This window comes from Candidatus Latescibacterota bacterium (genome assembly GCA_020633725.1).
GTDB lineage: Bacteria > Krumholzibacteriota > Krumholzibacteriia > JACNKJ01 > JACNKJ01 > VGXI01.
In genome coordinates, this window is sequence record JACKDC010000003.1 from 132,906 (window position 1) to 149,357 (window position 16,452).

At 70.5% G+C, this 16,452-nt stretch carries 15 protein-coding genes; 9 read left to right on the forward strand and 6 right to left on the reverse strand.

Features of this window, described 5'->3' with window-relative positions; translation table 11 throughout:
- Window positions 1-113 precede the first annotated feature (113 nt).
- Both H6693_07945 and H6693_07950 read left to right on the forward strand, forming a co-directional pair.
- Window positions 114-2,102, forward strand: coding sequence for a TonB-dependent receptor (locus H6693_07945; GenBank protein MCB9516111.1), 1,989 nt, complete (start codon window positions 114-116; stop codon window positions 2,100-2,102).
- Between the two features lie 35 nt (window positions 2,103-2,137).
- On the forward strand, window positions 2,138-3,235 hold the full coding sequence (locus H6693_07950) for an HmuY family protein (GenBank protein ID MCB9516112.1): 1,098 nt from the start codon (window positions 2,138-2,140) through the stop codon (window positions 3,233-3,235).
- Between the two features lie 368 nt (window positions 3,236-3,603).
- On the opposite strand, the gene H6693_07955 is transcribed toward H6693_07950, so the two are convergent.
- Window positions 3,604-4,152, reverse strand: coding sequence for a winged helix-turn-helix transcriptional regulator (locus tag H6693_07955; protein ID MCB9516113.1), 549 nt, complete (start codon window positions 4,150-4,152; stop codon window positions 3,604-3,606).
- 123 nt (window positions 4,153-4,275) lie between these two features.
- On the opposite strand from H6693_07955, the gene H6693_07960 reads away from it, so the two are divergent.
- Window positions 4,276-4,656, forward strand: coding sequence for a VOC family protein (locus H6693_07960; GenBank protein MCB9516114.1), 381 nt, complete (start codon window positions 4,276-4,278; stop codon window positions 4,654-4,656).
- 78 nt (window positions 4,657-4,734) lie between these two features.
- On the opposite strand, the gene H6693_07965 is transcribed toward H6693_07960, so the two are convergent.
- Genes H6693_07965 through H6693_07985 form a run of 5 tightly spaced genes read right to left on the reverse strand, consistent with a single transcriptional unit; the run spans window position 4,735 to window position 8,595 of the window.
- On the reverse strand, window positions 4,735-5,949 hold the full coding sequence (locus H6693_07965) for a DUF4384 domain-containing protein (protein ID MCB9516115.1): 1,215 nt from the start codon (window positions 5,947-5,949) through the stop codon (window positions 4,735-4,737).
- Window positions 5,950-5,965: 16 nt separating this feature from the next.
- Window positions 5,966-6,901 carry a hypothetical protein gene (locus tag H6693_07970; GenBank protein ID MCB9516116.1) on the reverse strand — a complete coding sequence of 312 codons (936 nt, stop codon included), beginning with the start codon at window positions 6,899-6,901 and terminating at the stop codon, window positions 5,966-5,968.
- Window positions 6,902-6,932: 31 nt separating this feature from the next.
- Window positions 6,933-7,460, reverse strand: a complete 528-nt coding sequence (locus H6693_07975) for a hypothetical protein (protein ID MCB9516117.1) — start codon at window positions 7,458-7,460, stop codon at window positions 6,933-6,935.
- A gap of 15 nt (window positions 7,461-7,475) precedes the next feature.
- Window positions 7,476-8,045, reverse strand: coding sequence for a hypothetical protein (locus tag H6693_07980; protein ID MCB9516118.1), 570 nt, complete (start codon window positions 8,043-8,045; stop codon window positions 7,476-7,478).
- Window positions 8,017-8,595, reverse strand: a complete 579-nt coding sequence (locus tag H6693_07985; protein MCB9516119.1) for an RNA polymerase sigma factor — start codon at window positions 8,593-8,595, stop codon at window positions 8,017-8,019. Before H6693_07985 ends, H6693_07980 begins: the two co-directional genes overlap by 29 nt.
- Window positions 8,596-8,941: 346 nt before the next feature.
- Here H6693_07985 and H6693_07990 point away from each other — a divergent pair, with 346 nt between their 5' ends.
- The 6 genes from H6693_07990 to H6693_08015 all read left to right on the forward strand — a co-directional run bounded on the left by H6693_07990 (window position 8,942) and on the right by H6693_08015 (window position 16,372).
- A complete protein-coding gene (locus tag H6693_07990; GenBank protein ID MCB9516120.1) occupies window positions 8,942-10,048 on the forward strand; it encodes a hypothetical protein in 1,107 nt (368 codons plus the stop codon).
- Between the two features lie 204 nt (window positions 10,049-10,252).
- Window positions 10,253-11,137 carry a 4Fe-4S dicluster domain-containing protein gene (locus tag H6693_07995; GenBank protein MCB9516121.1) on the forward strand — a complete coding sequence of 295 codons (885 nt, stop codon included), beginning with the start codon at window positions 10,253-10,255 and terminating at the stop codon, window positions 11,135-11,137.
- A complete protein-coding gene (gene hybB, locus H6693_08000; protein MCB9516122.1) occupies window positions 11,134-12,327 on the forward strand; it encodes a Ni/Fe-hydrogenase cytochrome b subunit in 1,194 nt (397 codons plus the stop codon). The genes H6693_07995 and hybB overlap by 4 nt, the downstream gene beginning before the upstream one ends.
- Window positions 12,324-13,430, forward strand: coding sequence for a cytochrome c3 family protein (locus H6693_08005; protein ID MCB9516123.1), 1,107 nt, complete (start codon window positions 12,324-12,326; stop codon window positions 13,428-13,430). The genes hybB and H6693_08005 overlap by 4 nt, the downstream gene beginning before the upstream one ends.
- Before the next feature lie 147 nt (window positions 13,431-13,577).
- A complete protein-coding gene (locus H6693_08010; protein ID MCB9516124.1) occupies window positions 13,578-15,035 on the forward strand; it encodes a HAMP domain-containing protein in 1,458 nt (485 codons plus the stop codon).
- Complete coding sequence (locus H6693_08015) at window positions 15,017-16,372, forward strand: sigma-54-dependent Fis family transcriptional regulator (protein ID MCB9516125.1); 1,356 nt, start codon at window positions 15,017-15,019, stop codon at window positions 16,370-16,372. Before H6693_08010 ends, H6693_08015 begins: the two co-directional genes overlap by 19 nt.
- The last annotated feature ends 80 nt before the right edge of the window (window positions 16,373-16,452 follow it).

Sequence of the window (16,452 nt, forward strand, 5' to 3'; positions counted from 1 at the left end):
CACATTTTCGCCGATTCAGACCGGAATTGTGACAGCCCAGTGACAACCGCCAAACGCCATTAACATAGATTCCTGCCGCGGTTCTCCGATTTACCCTCCCGCGGCAGGTGACCATGAACGCGCGACGCTGGCTCCCCGTCCTCCTCACGCTGCTTCCCGCCACCGCCCTCGCGGCCAACGCCGACGGCGACTCGCTGCCGGCCCCGTCGCCCACGCGGTCCGACTACGTGGCCCTGGACGACAGCACCTACATCCCCATGTACCAGCTCGACACGGTGGTGGTCACGGGCTCGCGCACGGAGCAGCGCCTGGCGGACGTGACCGTGGCCACCGAGCTCATCCAGCGCGAGGATCTCGAGCGCTCCGGCGCCGTGGACCTGGCCGACTTCCTCGACAAGCAGGCCGGCGTGGTGGTGAGCCACAGCATCTTCGGCAGCGGCGTGCAGCTGCAGGGCCTGGGCAGCGAGTACGTGCTGGTGCTGGTGGACGGCGAGCGCGTCCTCGGCCGCAAGGGCGGCGTGATCGACCTGTCGCGCTACGCCACGGACAACATCGAGCGCATCGAGGTGGTCAAGGGCAACCAGTCGGCGCTCTACGGCGCGGACGCCATCGGCGGCGTGATCAACATCATCACCCGTGGCAGCCGCCACCCGCTGGAGATGGACTTCCACGGCGACTTCGGCGAGGGCGGCAACCGCGACCTGGGCGCGAGTCTCGGCTACCGCGGCAAGGCCTGGACCAGCCGCTTCACCGGCAGCTGGGACGAGGCCGACCCCTACGACATCAACACGGCCGACCCCGAGACCAGCGTCGACGGCTTCAAGGAGTTGAGCTTCGCCAACCACAGCGAGTGGCAGCTCGGCGAGCGCAGCAAGTTCAAGGGGCAGGCGAGTTACATCTCCCGCGATCAGAACGGCATCGACGGCGGCACCACCGCCTCGCCCGCCGTCTTCGATCGCAGCAACAGCACCGAGGTCTTCAGCGTCTCGATGGGCCCGGACATCCACGCCGCCAGCGGCAACCGCACCCGCGCCAGCCTGCAGTTCAGCTTCTACCTGGACCAGTACCTCGAAGACCAGCGCCTCTCCAACGAACTGGACCAGTACCAGGAGACGCGCCAGCGCCTGCTGCACGGCTCCGCGCAGCACGACCGCCTGCTGCCGGCGCGCAACCTGCTCTCCACGGGCGTCGAGGCCTTCCAGGAGTGGATCGAGACCGAGCGCCTCGAAGACGGCCAGAGCGACCGCGAGCGCCTCGGCGTCTTCCTGCAGGACCAGTGGGAACACGGCGACCGCGGCCAGTTCAAGCTCATCGGCGGCCTGCGCATGGACTACGACTCGCAGTTCGGCTCGCACTTCACGCCGAAGCTCAGCCTCCGCCGCGACCTCACCGAGTCGCTGATCCTGCGCGGCGGCGTGGGCGAAGGCTTCCGCGCCCCCGACTTCAAGGAGCTCTACGTCTACTTCGCGCACCCGGCCGTGGGCTACGTGGTCTACGGCAACCCGGACCTGGAGCCCGAGGTCAGCCGCAGCGCGAACCTCGGCCTCGAGTGGCGCAGCAACCAGGGCTTCTGGTTCTCGGTGAACGGCTTCTATCACGACTTCGACAATCTCATCCAGGGCCTGATCACCGACGAGCTCGTCGGCGGCCTGAACAAGGCCGTCTACGTGAACGTCGCGCGCGCCACGATCCGCGGCGCCGAGGCGACGCTGCGCCTTCGCCCGCTGCCGCCGCTCGAGTGCGAGCTCAGCTACGCCTTCCTCGACAGCCGCGATCAGGACACGGGGTCCATCCTCGACGGCCGCCCCCGCCACCGCGGCACCGTGAACCTGGACTATCGCTTCGTGCGCCTGGACGCCGACCTCTCCCTGCGCGCCTCGCTCGTGGGCTCGCGCGCCTTCACGGAGGAGACCAGCGGCGTCGAGACCACCAAGGCCGATCCCTACGCCCTGCTCGACCTGCGCCTGCGCAAGAACCTGGGCACGCACCTGGGTCTGTCGTTCGGGATGAACAACGTCACCGACGCCGGCGACCACGACTACCTGCGGGTCCCGCCGCGACGTCTCTTCGCGGGATTCCACATTCGTCGCAACCACTCGTGAACGCTAGACCTCACCACCTCCGAAAGGAGCCACCGATGAAGCTCGTCCGCCTGTTGCCGCTTCTCCTGATGCTCACCGTGCTGAGCATGGGCTGCAGCGACGACTCGCTCGGCCCCACGGGCGACAACAACAACACCAACCCCGCGATCACCACCACCGACAACGGCGATGGCACCTTCACCACCGTCGTCGACGCCGGCTATCTCGACGCTGACCACTACGTCTACCTGAGCTTCGCCACGGGCGAGGAGACGACGCCGGACACGCCCGAGAACAGCGCGGACTGGGACATGGCCTTCAAGTTCGCCAACATCCTCGTGAACGGCGGCGCCAACGGCACCGGCGGCGTGGGCATCGTGGCCTACGACGACGCCGGTTTCGCCGCCCTCACCGCCGCGCCCAACGCGGTCTATCTCACCGACAGCGGCGAGGACGACCCCGGCCAGTGCTTCAACACCGGCCAGGGCTGGTACACGTACAGCGGCCCGCCCGACCACGACTTCAGCATCAACGCCGATCGCTACTACGTCCTGCGCCTGACCGACGGCAGCTACATCAAGTTCCAGATGACGGCCTTCGTCGACGGCGCCGGCACGCCCGGCTACCCCACCTTCACCTGGGCGCCCATCGCGGGCGACTTCCCGGTGATGACGGCCCAGGTCGGCAACATCGAGTACCAGACCCTCGTGGCGGCCACGTCGCCGAGCGCGTGGGTCTACTTCAGCTTCGGCAGCGGCCTCGAGGCGACGCCCGCGAACCCGGCCGACTCCGACGAGTACGACCTGGCCTTCAGCTACGCGAGCGTCGCGCTCAATGGCGGCGCCAACGGCACGGGCGGCGTCGAGGTCATGGCCATGGACGACGCCGGCTATGACGCCCTCACCCAGGCCCCGGCCGGCAGCTACGCCACCGACGGCGCCAGCGACCTCGCCTTCGACGTCGCCGGCGGCTGGTACACTTACAGCGGCCCGCCCGACCACATCTTCAGCATCAACCCGGACCGCTACTACGTGGTTCACGCGGTCGACGGCAACTACTACAAGCTGCGCATGACGACCTTCCGCAACCCCGCGGGCGACGCCGGCTACCCCGGCTTCGAGTGGGACATGGTGGATCCTCCCCTGCAGCCCTAGCGCCGCAGCGCGACCCACCGACAAGATCTGCGCCCCGGCCCGTTGGGTCGGGGCGTTTTCGTGGCCCGATCCGCCCCCGGGGGCGGGTCGAGTCGCGTGGCCACCGCGCTGCCGAGCCCTGCGCGCACCCCCGACCAGCTACGACATTCGCCGCGCTCCCCCCTTGACGGCAGGCCCAGAATACTATACATTTGATCCATGCGCAAGACCCGAGAGGCCCCTCTGTCCGCAATGGTGCGCGGCCCGAACCCCGCCGGCGGGACCGAGCGGCGCCGGCTGCCGGAGAATCAAGACCCGGCGGGCCTACTCGCCCCCGGGGGCGGAGTGGGGAAGCGGCGCGACCCGCCCCCGGGGGCGTGTTCGTGCTGCTAGCGCGCGAGCGCCCGCAGCAGCGCACGGAGCCCCGGCCGCAGGGCTTCGGCGCGCCGCGCCAGCGCGTAGCTCACGGCCGGCGGGTGCCCCGCGCTCACGTGACGGCTGATCAGCCCCGCGGCCACGAGCTGCTTCAGCGCGAGCGTCAGCGCGCGCGGGTTGACGCCGCCGAGAGCGGCGGCGAGCGCAGCGAAACGCGCCTCGCCCGCCGCGAGAGCCGCGATCAGGGGGAGGGTCCACTTGCGCGTCAGGACGTCCACCTGGCCCGCGGGCTCCGCGACGGACAGCAGTGACGCGGCCGCGGCGGCCATCGGCCTGCCCGCGGGCGTGAGCACGTACTCGGGTCGCAGCGGGTGGCCGTGCCCGCCATGGCGTGCCAGCCAGCCCCCGTCGATGAGCGCGTCGAGATTGTCGCGAAGCGGCTGCGCGCTCACGCCCACGCCGCGCTGCAGCTCGACGAAGCGCGCCCCGCCCCGCGCGTGCAGCGCCGCCAGCAGTGGCAGCGCCCAGCGGCGGTGGCAAAGGGTGACGAGCCTCTGGGGCACGGGCTTGGGGTAGGGCACGTGATCGCTTTCCGCTTGACCTTGTTTTTATAGCTGCTATACTAATCCTACACCTCACCGAGCATCCCGCCAAGGGAAAACCCCTCGCCAAGGAGATCCGAGACCATGAGCGCAGCCATCCGCTACAAGGGCGACGTGACGCTGTCCTTCGGCGTCACCAGCCTCGACGCCGCCATCGACTGGTACCAGCAGGTGCTGGGCTTCACCCTGCTCTACCGTCTCGACGACATGGGCTGGTGCGAGCTGCAGGGCCCCGACAAGAACATCACCGTGGGTCTCGGGGTGCGGGAGGAAGTGAAGCCCGGCGGCGGGTCCGTTCCCGTCTGGGGCGTGCTCGACATCGCCGAGGCGCGCGCTGCGCTCGAGGCCAGGCAGGTGCGCTTCGACGGCGACACCGTGGAGATCCCGAACATGGTGAAGCTCGCCACCTTCTTCGATCCCGACGGCAACGCCATGATGCTCGTCGAGAGCCTGCCGAAGGCCTGACCTGCCCCGATCAAAACAGCCCCCGTCCAGCAGGACGAGGGCTGTTCGCTTCTGCCGCTGACTAGCGCGGCGGCAGGACTAACGGCGCTTGGGGCGCGAGTCCGGCTTCTGCTCGGGCTTGCTCGCGGGCTTGGACTCCTGCTTGCGCTCCTGGCGCTGCTCGGGCTTCGCCTGCGGCTTGGGCTCCGGCTTCGACTCGGGCTTGGCCTTGGGACGCGACTCCTCGCGCGGCTTCTCGGGCCGGGCCTTGGGCTTGGACTCCTCGCGCGGCTTGTCGGGGCGCGCGCTGGGACGGTCGCCCTTGCGGCTGGTCCGGGTGCTCGTCCGGTCCTCGTTGCGGCTGGGGCGGTCATCCACGCGGATGTCCCCGCGCGAGCTGGGCACCCGCGGCGGACGCACCACGCTCGGCGCCCGGGTGGGCTTGCCGCTGCGGGGCTCGTCGCGCAGGGCGACCGGCGGCCGCGTGGGCTTGCTGCGCACGAAGTCGCTGGGCTTGTACACCTCGTGGACGCTCTTCCAGCGCTCCCGCGGCCCGTGGTCGCTCACCCGATACCAGTGGTCGTAGGACGGCCGGTGGCCCCAGTGATACCAGCGCGCGGAGCACCAGTGGTTGTTCCAGTGCCAGTCGAACCACAGGTGGACGCTCACGTAGGGATCCCAGTACGGGTCCCAGTAGCGCTCGGGATACCAGTCGTAGACGAGATAGCGCGGGTAGGGCACCTGCTCGCGAGTGTAGAAGTAGGCGACGTCGCTGGCATAGCCCTCGGGCTCGCGGCCCTCGCCGTTCCAGGTGAGCTGCTCGTTGATCTCCCAGATCGCGTCGCTGGGGTCGCCCGTGATGCGCAGCCCGAGTCCGGCCGGCTTGTTCCAGTTGGACGTGTCCGGCTCCAGCACCGAGAGCTGCAGCGGGTAGCGCGAGGCCACGCCCACCACGTACTCGATGCCCTTGGGTCCGTCCACGACCAGGTCGTAGCCGGCGTTCTGCGCAGGGATGCTCAGCACGCGGCCGCCCGGCACCCACTGCGTGTCGCCGTAGCGCGGGTAGAGAAGGTTCACCTCCCCCATGCTGTCCACGTTGTAGATGGCCACGTAGGCGTCCGCGCTGGTGCGGAACTCGATCTGCAGGCGCTGGCCGTCGCGGTAGACGGCGCCGTCCTCGTGGTCGAGCCAGACGTCCATCTCCACCGGATCGGCGGGCGGCGCGTCGTGCGGAGTCACCGTGGCGGCCAGGGTCGGCCCCGCGCCCAGGAGCGCGGTGACCAGTGCGAGTGTCAGTGTCTTGGTGGCGGTCATGGCAGCACCTCCTTGCCTATCGGCTCTCGCCGGCGCTGCCGGCGACGGAACCGCGCTGCCCGCGGCTCCCGAGTGTTTTCTTGGCGATCGCCCCGGCGCCACGCGGCGACTTGGCGAGGGTGGCGGAGCGGCCGCCGGTGCCGCCGGCGATCACGTCCAGTTCGGGATTGCCCTCGGCGGGCTGGTAAACCCAGTCCAGCACGACGTAGTCGTAGCCCAGCTCACGCACGCGGAAAGCGGCGAAGTGGTTGTCCCAGGTCCAGACCAGGTAGGCGTGGCCCTGGGCCAGCGCCACCTCGTCGGCGTGATCCGTGGTCCAGCCGCCCTCGGGCGCCCAGCCGATCTCGCCGAGGCTGGACACCCAGCCGGCGTCCTGCAGGTCGGTGCCGTAGACGTCCTGGCCGATCATCACGTCGGTGCTCTGCATGGCGTAGTGGTCGCCGGCCCAGAACAGGTACATGTCGGCGTAGGGATCGTCCCAGGGCAGCGTCATCTGCGTCGTGCCGTAGGCCGAGAAGTCCACGCCGGCGAGGCTGTCGTAGTCCTCGACCGTCACGATGCCGTGGGGCCGCGGGGTGTCGAAGACCGTCTCGTAGCTCAGTTCGCTTTCGCGCCCGCGCCAGTCGTAGGCGGCCACCGCGTAGAAGTAGGTGATGCCGTTGCTCACCCGCTCGTCGAGGTAGCCGTTGTCCACGCTGTAGCCGATGCGCGAGTAGGGCCCGTCGGCGTGCAGGCTGCGGTAGACGCTGTAGCCGGACAGGTCCGCGTCGTGGACGTCGTCCCAGTACAGCGCGATCTCGCCGTCGCCGGTCACGGAGTACACCCCCGACGGCGCCGGCAGCCGGTCGTAGGATCCGGTGACGTGCCCCGAGCGGCAGCCGCCGAGCAGGGGGAGCAGGATCAGGCCCGTCACGGCGATCCAGGTTCTGTTCAGTGGACGTCTCGTACGCATGGCGACGACCTCCTTTCCCCGGTGGGTCATGCTAGCCGCGCCCCCGCGACCGTGCTTTGGCGTCCGGACCGGGCGCGGGCGGCGCATTCTGCTCCCGCTCCTGCCGGATCTCCTTGATCAACTCCTTGAGCCGCGTGCTCCAGCGCTTCTCGAAGAGCTCGAAGCGCGCCTGCTGTTCCACGCTGAGCAGCGGGAAGGCGCGGCCGCGGAAATCCGTCTCGTTCTGCTGGAGGCGCTCGTCGATGCCGCGCATGTCCAGCATGACGCTGCGGATCCGCGGGGCGTTGCCCGTGCTGTCCTTGACCAGCTCCTCGAGCGTGCGCTCGAGGCCGCGGCGCTGGTGCTTCAGCTTGCCGCGCACCCGGTCGTAATCCTCGAAGACGGGCACGAAGCTCTGGGCCGTCCGCTCGTCGAGACCCAGGTCCCGCACCAGCTCCCAGGACTTCACGCTGCGGATGCGCTCCCGCACTTCCTCCCGCCCCAGCTCGCCGTCGGCCAGCGCCGGCAGCGCCGCCGTCAGTGCGCTCAGGGCGATGAGGATGAATCCGAGTCTCCGCATGGTGTACCTCCCCGCTCAGCCGTTCAGGCCTTCGAGGCGCGCGTAGAGCTCGTCCAGCTCCGCGGCCGTGAGATCCTCGAGCATCAGGTCCTCGTCGGGAGCCTGCGCGGCTTCCTCGTCGACGACCGCGTTCACCGTGCCGGCGTCCGCCAGCAGGTCCGCCCGCAGTTCGCTGCGGCTGGCCGCCTGCATGCGCGCCAGCCAGGTCGCGCCGTCGGTGGGACGCGGCCCGCGATCCATCCACCAGCCCAGGGCCGCCACCAGGAGCAGCAGCGCGGCCACGCCGCCCCAGGCGGGACGCGGCGCGAAGAGGGAGCGGCGCGGGGCGGGCGCTTCGTCCAGCGCGCGACGCACCCGCGCGTGCAGCCCGTGCCAGTAGTCCTCGTCGGGCTCGGGGGCGCGGTAGGCGTCCAGCGTGCCCAGCGTGTCTCGCAGGGACTCCAGCTCCGCCGCGCAGCCCTCGCAGTGCGCGAGATGCTCGGCCAGCGCCTCGCGGAGCTGCGGGCCGAGGCGGCCCTCGAGGGCGTCGAGCAGTCCCTGACGCCAGGAGGGGCAGCTAGCTGGGGTCGTCGAGCGCGTCTTCATGGTCACTCAGCTCCCGTTTGAGCTTCTGCAGCGCTTGAAAGTAGTTGGCTCTCACGCCGCCCTCGCTGCGGTCCAGCGCCGCGGCGATCTCCGCGTAGGCCAGTCCCTCGCGATGCCGCAGCAGGAACACCGCCCGCTGCTTCGGCGGCAGCGCGGCCACGGCGGCCTCGATGCGCGCCGCGAGGTCCTTGCGCGCCAGGTCCTCGGCCGGCCGGCCCCGTCCCGAGCGCAGGCTGCGGACCACGTCGCCCAGGGCCACCAGCGGATGCCGCCGCGACGAGCGCAGGCGGCTGAGACAGAGGTTCACCGCGATGCGATGCAGCCAGGTGCCGAACTGCGAACGGAACTGGAAGCTCGCCAGCGAGCGGAAGGCCTTGATGAAGGTCTCCTGCGTGACGTCGTCCGCCGCGTCCGCGTCGCCCAGCATCCCCAGGGCCAGTCGATGGATCCGTCGCTCGTGGCGCTGCATCAGTACGTCGAAGGTCCATCGCTCACCGTCCAGGAAGCGCCGCGCGAGTTCGTGATCGTCCATGTCCTCGTAACGGCTCACCATCGTTCTCCGGTGACTTGGACGCCGGCGGCGCCCTGGCGTTTAAGCCGCGAGACGGTCTCCTGGATCCCGCGCGGCTCTCACCCGCAAGCCGTTGTCCTGAAGCGGCTTGCGGACGAGACTCACGGGGCCCGCCGGGCGGGCGCGGACGGACCCGGGGAGTATGCGGTCTGGCGGGGCATCGCTCAACTGCGGAAGGCCGGGGCCGGGCGGCGCAGTCTGCACACGGGGACCTGCGCCCGTCCTTCCCGAGCGCGGCGCAGGGCGGCGCCCCCTGGAGGGCATGCCCCTTGCCCCCGCGCAATCGTAGGCGACCGACCCCCCATCGAGCACACGGAGGCATCCCATGGCGCCCAGCGACAGCAAGCGGCAGGTTTGGATCATCCCGGAGGACGCCGCGCCAGTCCTCCCCCAGGAGACGGGCCCCGAGGCGCCCGGGCACCGGCTGCAGGCCGCGCCGCTCGTGGCCCGCCGTCGCAAGCCCGAACCCAGGCCGCTGCGGCTCCTGGCGCGCGCCTACGGACTGGGGCCGGCGGGCACGCTGCTCGGCCGCTCCACCCTGCAGGACCAGATCGGCGCCGTCCTCGCCCTGGCGGCCGGGGTCGTCTGGCTCGTGCTGCAACTGCCCCCGGTCGCGGCGCACGTGGCCGCCGGGCTGCGGCTGACCGTGAGCGCGGTCAGCGCGCTGATCTTCCTGCTGGCCTGGTGCCGCGAGCTGCGTCTGGCCGCGGGCGACCGGCGTTTCCTGCCCGAGAAGCTGCCGGGCTGGATGCGCAGCATGCCGGCCGTGGCGGGGCTCGGCCTGCTCGTGCCGGGACTCGGCCTCATGGTGGCCGGGCGGGTGCGTCGCGCGGCGCTGGCCCTGCTGGGCGCGGGGCTCACCGTTCACGCGCTGGTGGCGCTGGGAGGCTTCATGCGCTTCCAGGGCGTGGATCTCGGCCTGCGGGCCCGCACGCCCCTGCCGCTCTCCATGGAATTGTGGCTGGGAGGGACCGTGGTCGCCGCGGCCTTCGGCCTGCTCTTCTGGGTGGGTACTGCCCTGGACGGGGCGCGCCTGCTCGGCGCCGCCGAGCGCCGACCGCGGACCATCCCGGCCGACCGCTACGGACTCGCGCTGCTCTTCGCGCTGGCCATCTTCGGCGCCGGCTTCCGGCCCGCGGAGTTCGCCCGCGACCTGGACTCGCTCTCCACGGCGCTCGAGGGACGCGGGTTCCGTCACCTGCCGCTCGCCCTGGACCTCGCCGCGCTGCGCCTGGACGCGGGACGTCCCGAGTACGCCTTCCACGCGGCGTCGCTGGCCGAGTCCACCGACCGGGACGTCCTCGCCGCCGCCCTGCGCTACGACGTTCGCGAGCGCTGGCAGGCCTGCGCCACCCTCTTCGACCGGCAGCCAAGGACCCACACCTCCATGGATCTGCGCGTGGGTCTGATCGGGCCGGAGCTCCCCCGCTAGCACCCTTCACGAAGAAAGCGTTTGCTCACTCCGCCGAAGGCGCCGCGAAATCTCGCGGCGCCTCTTCTAGTTAGCAGCTTTTCAAGCACTTAGAGATAGGTTCAAGATCTTGACATTCTTCCCGTTGTGAATATCTTCACATAGGACAACATTGTCCTAAACTCGGCAATGTCCTTGCACCCACCTCTCGACGGAGGTGCCGCCATGACCCAAGATCGACGCGACTTCCTGAAGACACTGGGGCTCGTGGGACTGGGCGGCGCCCTGCCGTCCGGCGCGCTGGCGAGCCACGCCACCCGCTCGCACGACCAGGACGTGGGCGTCCTCGTCGACAGCACCTACTGCGTGGGCTGTCGCAAGTGCGAGTGGGCCTGCCGCGACAGCAACGGCATGGACAACCTGCCCATCGAGGACTACGCGAACGCGGGCACGCTGCCCGGCGCCCGTCGCCCCGACGCCGGCCTCCACACCGTGGTGAACGCTTACCCCAACCCGGACGGCGAGAACCCGCGCTTCGTCAAGTTCCAGTGCATGCACTGCCTGGAGCCGGCCTGCGCCTCCGCGTGCATCGTCGGCGCGCTGAAGAAGACCGACGGCGGCCCCGTGCACTACGACGCGTCCAAGTGCATCGGCTGCCGCTACTGCATGGTGGCCTGCCCCTTCCAGATCCCCACCTACGAGTACGACCGCGCCCTCGCGCCCCGCGTCATGAAGTGCACGCTCTGCTTCGAGCGCACCATGGAGCGCGGCGAGCGCCCGGCCTGCGTGAGCATCTGCCCCGAAGGCTGCCTGATCTACGGCACGCGGGAAGAGCTGCTGGACTACGCGCGCGCGCGCATCGCCCAGAAGCCCGAGCGCTACCACGATCACATCTACGGCGAGCACGAGGCGGGCGGCACCAGCTGGCTCTACCTCGCCGCCGCGCCGCTCACGACGCTGGGCTTTCCCGAGCTGGAGGACGTCGCGCCCGGCCACTACACCGAGCGGGTGCAGCACGGCGTCTTCAAGAACTTCTTCCCGCCGCTGGCGCTCTACGCGCTGCTGGGCGGGATCATGTGGCTCAACAAACGGCAAGGAGGCGAGGAATGAGCGACCATCCCTCGCGACCGCTCTTCTACCCCCTGCGCACCCGCGGGATGCTGATCACCCTGGCCGTGATGGCCGTCGGCGCCTTCTTCGGGGCGAAGCGTTTCCTGGTGGGCATCGGCAGCGTCACCAATCTGAACGACCAGTACCCCTGGGGCCTGTGGATCGGCTTCGACGTGGCGACCGGCGTGGCCCTGGCGGCCGGCGGGTTCACCACGGCGGCGCTGGTCTACATCTTCGGGAAGGAGCGCTTCCACGCCGTGATCCGGCCGGCGCTGCTGACGGCGGCGCTGGGCTACACCTTCGTCGTGCTGGGGCTGCTGGCCGATCTCGGGCGCTACTGGGCCGTCTGGCATCCGATCCTGCCCTCCATGTGGCAGGGCAACTCGGTGCTCTTCGAGGTGGGCATGTGCGTCATGATCTACCTCTCGGTGCTCTACGTGGAGTTCGCGCCCATCGTCCTCGAGCGCCTGCGGGAGGTGGTTTCGCCCCGCGGCCGCGCGCGCCGCATGGTGGACGGGCTCAAGGCCCTGCTGGACCGCGTGCTCTTCCTGTTCATCATCGCCGGCGTGGTGCTGTCCTGCCTGCACCAGTCGTCGCTCGGCAACCTCATGGTGATCGCGCCGAGCAAGGTGCACCCGCTCTGGTGGACGCCCATCCTGCCCCTGCTCTTCCTGCTCTCGGCCTTCGCGGTGGGGCTGTCCATGGCGATCTTCGAGTCGCTGCTCGCGTCCAAGGGCTTCCGCCGCGCGCCCGAGATGGACGTGCTCGCGCCCCTGGCGCGCGTGGCCGCCCCGCTGATCGCGCTCTACCTGGCCTTCAAGCTGGGCGACCTGACGCTGCGCGAAGCCTGGCACTACGCCTTCGTCCCCGGCGGCACGGCGCTGGCCTTCTGGATCGAGATCCTCGGCGGCCTCGTGCTGCCCATCGCCATCTTCGTCAACAGGCGCCTGCGCAGCGATCCGCGCTGGCTGCTGCTGGGTTCGGCGGCCATGGTCCTGGGCGTGGCGCTGAACCGGATCAACGTCTTCATCGTCGCCTATCACCCGCCCTACGCGGAGCATGCCTACCTGCCGTCCTTCGGCGAGTTCGCCGTGTCGGCGGGGCTGGTGGCGACCTTCATCTTCATCTATCGCCTGGCGGTGACCTACCTGCCCGTGATGCCCGTGAACGAAGAGGAGACGCACGCATGAACGCCGCCCGCACGCTCGTGATCGCACTCGCCGCGCTCGTCCTGACCGCGGCGGGCGCAGTGGCCGCCCCGGACTGCACGAAGTGCCACACCTGCGCCGCGCCGACCATGGAGCAGCCCTGCCTCAGCGACTGCCCGCGCGAGGGCGGGCATCAGCCGACCTACAAGGACTTCACCGAGATGGCGCTGCCCGACAGCTGCATCCTGGATCAGCTCGTGGACCGCTACGAGCCGGTGGTGTTCAACCACGCCAAGCACGCCAAGATGTCCGGCATGGGCGGCGCCAGCTGCCGGCTCTGCCACCACGCCAACGAAGAGGGCTGGGTGGGCAACTGCTTCGGCTGCCATCCGGCGCACCTGTCCGGGCGGCAGGTGGGCGTCCCCGATCTCAAGACGGCCTATCACCGCCAGTGCATGTTCTGTCACCGGGACTGGAGCCACGAGACCAACTGCGAGATCTGCCACGCCCCGCGCGGCAGCGGATCGCCGTCGGCCATGCCGCCCAAGAAGACCCTGGACGCCATGCACAGCTTCCGCCACCGCGAAGAGCCCAAGGTGGTGAACTTCAAGACCAGCTACGATCCGGCGCCCTACGTGGCCTTCGACCACAAGACGCACACCGAGACCTACGGGCTCAGCTGCATGGACTGCCACAGCAACGACACGTGCACCTCTTGCCACGACACCGACGGCACCCGCTTCTCGCCGCGCCTGCACGAGTACAGCAACCTGAACATCTGCACGCAGTGCCACAACGTGGGCCGCTGCAGCACCTGCCACGCGCAGGAGAAGGGGCGCAAGTTCGATCACAAGCTCACGGGGATGCCCCTCAAGCACTACCACAAGGGCCTGAGCTGCGAGCGCTGCCACGAGGACAAGCTCACGCACGGCTACATGCCCCGGGAGTGCAACGGCTGCCACGGCGAGTGGGGGCGCGACGACTTCGACGCCACGGGGTTCAACCACGCCGCGAAGGTCGGGGTGGATCTGCGCGAGTTCCACGAAGGTCTGGTCTGCTCCGACTGCCACGCGGGCAGCGACTACGGAACGACGCCCGTCTGCAGCAGCTGCCACGACGACAAGTCGCCCCGCGATCTCCGCTGATCGCCACTCCAGAGGGACGATTCGCCCCCGCCGGCCGTCGGCGGGGGCTTTTGCATGCCTGAACCGGGGCATTCGGGAACACGGCGGGCCGCGAGGCGTTAGCCCCCCCGCGACGCCCGGCGCCGCCAACCCGGACAGGTTCAGGCCATGCGTCTGCTATTCAAGACCTTCGCGTTCATCTTCGTCGGCATTCTCGCCCTCCTCACCCTGAACGGCGCGCTCATGGTCCGCCGTGAGATGCGCCTCTTCGACGGGGACATGCGCGGCGACGCCCTCCTGCTCGGCCACGCCATGGAGCAGCTCGTGCAGGACGCCTGGCGCAGCAGCGGCGAGTCGCGCATGCTCGAGCTGGTCGACGCCGCCAATCGCGATCAGACCAAGGTGCGCATCCGCTGGGTCTGGCTCGACGTCCCCGCCGGCACGCCGCAATCCCCGCAGCTGGGCGCCAGCGACCTCGCGGCGCTCCGCGGCGGCCAGGACGTGTCGATCAAGCAGCCCGCCGCCGGCGACGGCCACCGCCTCACCTATGTCCCCGTCGAGGTCGGCGACCGCCACGGCGCCCTCGAGCTGCGCGAATCGCTCGGCCCCCTGCGCGCCTACACGCATGAGACCGTCCTCCGCGTCACGCTGCTCGCGGCGATCATGGCGCTGCTGGTGCTGGTGCTGATGTGGATCTTCGGCCTGAAGTTCGTGGGCCGTCCGCTGGCCGCTCTGATGGACAAGATCCGCCGCACGGGCGGCGGCGACTTCGGCGGCGACGTCCACCTGCGCGGCCACGACGAGCTCGCCCGCCTGGGCGAGGCCCTGAACACCATGTCCGCCCGGCTCGACGGCGCGCATGCCGCGCTGATCCAGGAGACCGAGGCGCGGATCGAGGCGCTCGAGCACCTGCGGCACACCGAACGTCTGGCCAAGATCGGACACCTCGCCTCGGGCATCGCCCACGAGCTGGGCACGCCGCTCAACGTGGTGGCCGGCCGGGCCAAGCTCATCGCCATGGACGCTCTCGAACCCGCGGAGGCGCGCGAGTCGGCGGCCACCATCGGCGCGCAGGCCGAGCGCATGACGGCGATCATCCGCCAGCTGCTCGACTTCGCCCGGCGCAGCCCCTCCCAGCGGACGCGCGGCGATCTGGAGGGCGTCGCGCGGCAGTCCCTCGACCTGCTGCGCTCGGCCGCCCAGAAGGCCCGCGTGTCGCTCGACCTCGACGTCGACGACGCGCTGCCCCAGGTGGAGATCGACGCCACGCAGATGCAGCAGGTGCTGATCAACCTCATCATGAACGGCATCCAGGCCATGCCGGACGGCGGCCGGCTCACCGTCCGCCTCGGTCGCCGCGAGGCCGGTCAACCCCCGCGCGACTGCGCCGTGGTGGAGGTCGTCGATCAGGGCCAGGGCATCGACGCCGAGCACCTCAAGCTCATCTTCGACCCGTTCTTCACCACCAAGGACGTGGGCAAGGGCACCGGACTCGGTCTCTCCATCACCCACGGGATCGTGGCGGAGCACGGCGGCTGGATCGGCGTGGAGAGCAAGCCCGGGGCGGGCAGCCGGTTCAGCGTCTTCCTGCCGGCCGAGGAGGCGACATGCACGGCAGACTCCTGATCGTGGACGACGAGCGCAGCATGCTCGACCTGCTGCGCGACGACCTGGGCCGCCGCGGCTTCCGCACCCACTGCGCGGAGAGCGCCGAGGCGGCGCTCGACCTGCTCGAGAGCGAGGACGTCGACGTCGTGCTCACCGACATGCACCTGCCCCAGCTCGACGGCATCGCCTTCTGCCGCCATCTCGCCGACAGCGGCCGCGAGCTGCCCGTGATCGTGATGACGGGCTTCGGCAGCATCGACGCCGCCGTGTCCGCCATGCGGGCCGGCGCCTACGACTTCATCACCAAGCCGGTCAGCCTGGACATCCTCGCCCTCGCCCTCGAGCGCGCCGTGGAGCGCCGCCGGCTGACCGAGCAGGTGAAGCGTCTCAGCGAGTCGGAGCGCGGCGAGCCGGGACGGGAGACGCTCATCGGCGAGAGCCCGGTGATGCGGCGCCTGCGCGCGCTGGTGGCGCGCGTGGCCGAGACCGAGGCGACGGTGCTCGTCACCGGAGAGAGCGGCACCGGCAAGGAGCTGGTGGCGCGGATGCTCCACGAGCGGAGCCACCGCGCGCGCGGTCCCTTCCAGGCCGTCAACTGCGCCGCGCTGCCGGGCGCGCTGATGGAGAGCGAGCTCTTCGGCCATCGTCCCGGCGCCTTCACCGACGCGCGCGCGCCGCGCGCCGGCCTCTTCCAGCAGGCGTCCGGAGGTACGCTCTTTCTCGACGAGGTGGGCGAACTCCCCGCCGAACTCCAGCCCAAGCTGCTGCGCGCGCTCGAGACGCGGCGCATCCGCCCGCTCGGCGCCGAGCGCGAGCTGGAGGTGGACGTCCGCCTGGTGGCCGCCACCAACAGCGACCTGGAGGCCGCCGTCGCCGCGGGCCGCTTTCGCGAGGACCTCTACTACCGGCTGAACGTGATCCGCGTCGAGGTGCCGCCCCTGCGCGAGCGCGGCGCGGACATCCTGCTCCTCGCGCGGCACTTCGCCGCGCAGTTCGCCCGGGCGGCGGGCAGGCCGGCGGCCGATCTCGCGCCCGCCGCCGCCCGGCGCCTGCTGGAGCACGGCTGGCCCGGGAACGTGCGCGAGCTGCGCAACGGCATCGAGCGCGCGGTGGCGCTCGCCGACGGCGAGAGCCTCACCGTGGGCGACCTACCCGCCGCGCTGCGAAGCCCCCAGGCCACGCCGGGCCTGCCCGAGCCCGAGCGCCTCCTGCCGCTGGCGACGGTGGAGCGCCGTTACATCGCCCAGGTGCTCGAGATCACCAAGGGCAACCGCAGCGCCGCCGCGCGCATCCTCGGTCTGGACCGCAAGACGCTCTGGCGCAAGCTGGGCGCGGCCACGCCGAGCGAGCACTGAATCGGGGCAGGACGCCCCAGCGGGGCAAGTCGCCCCACCGCTCCAGGCCCATAACCCACGCAGTGTCAACGGTTCGTCGT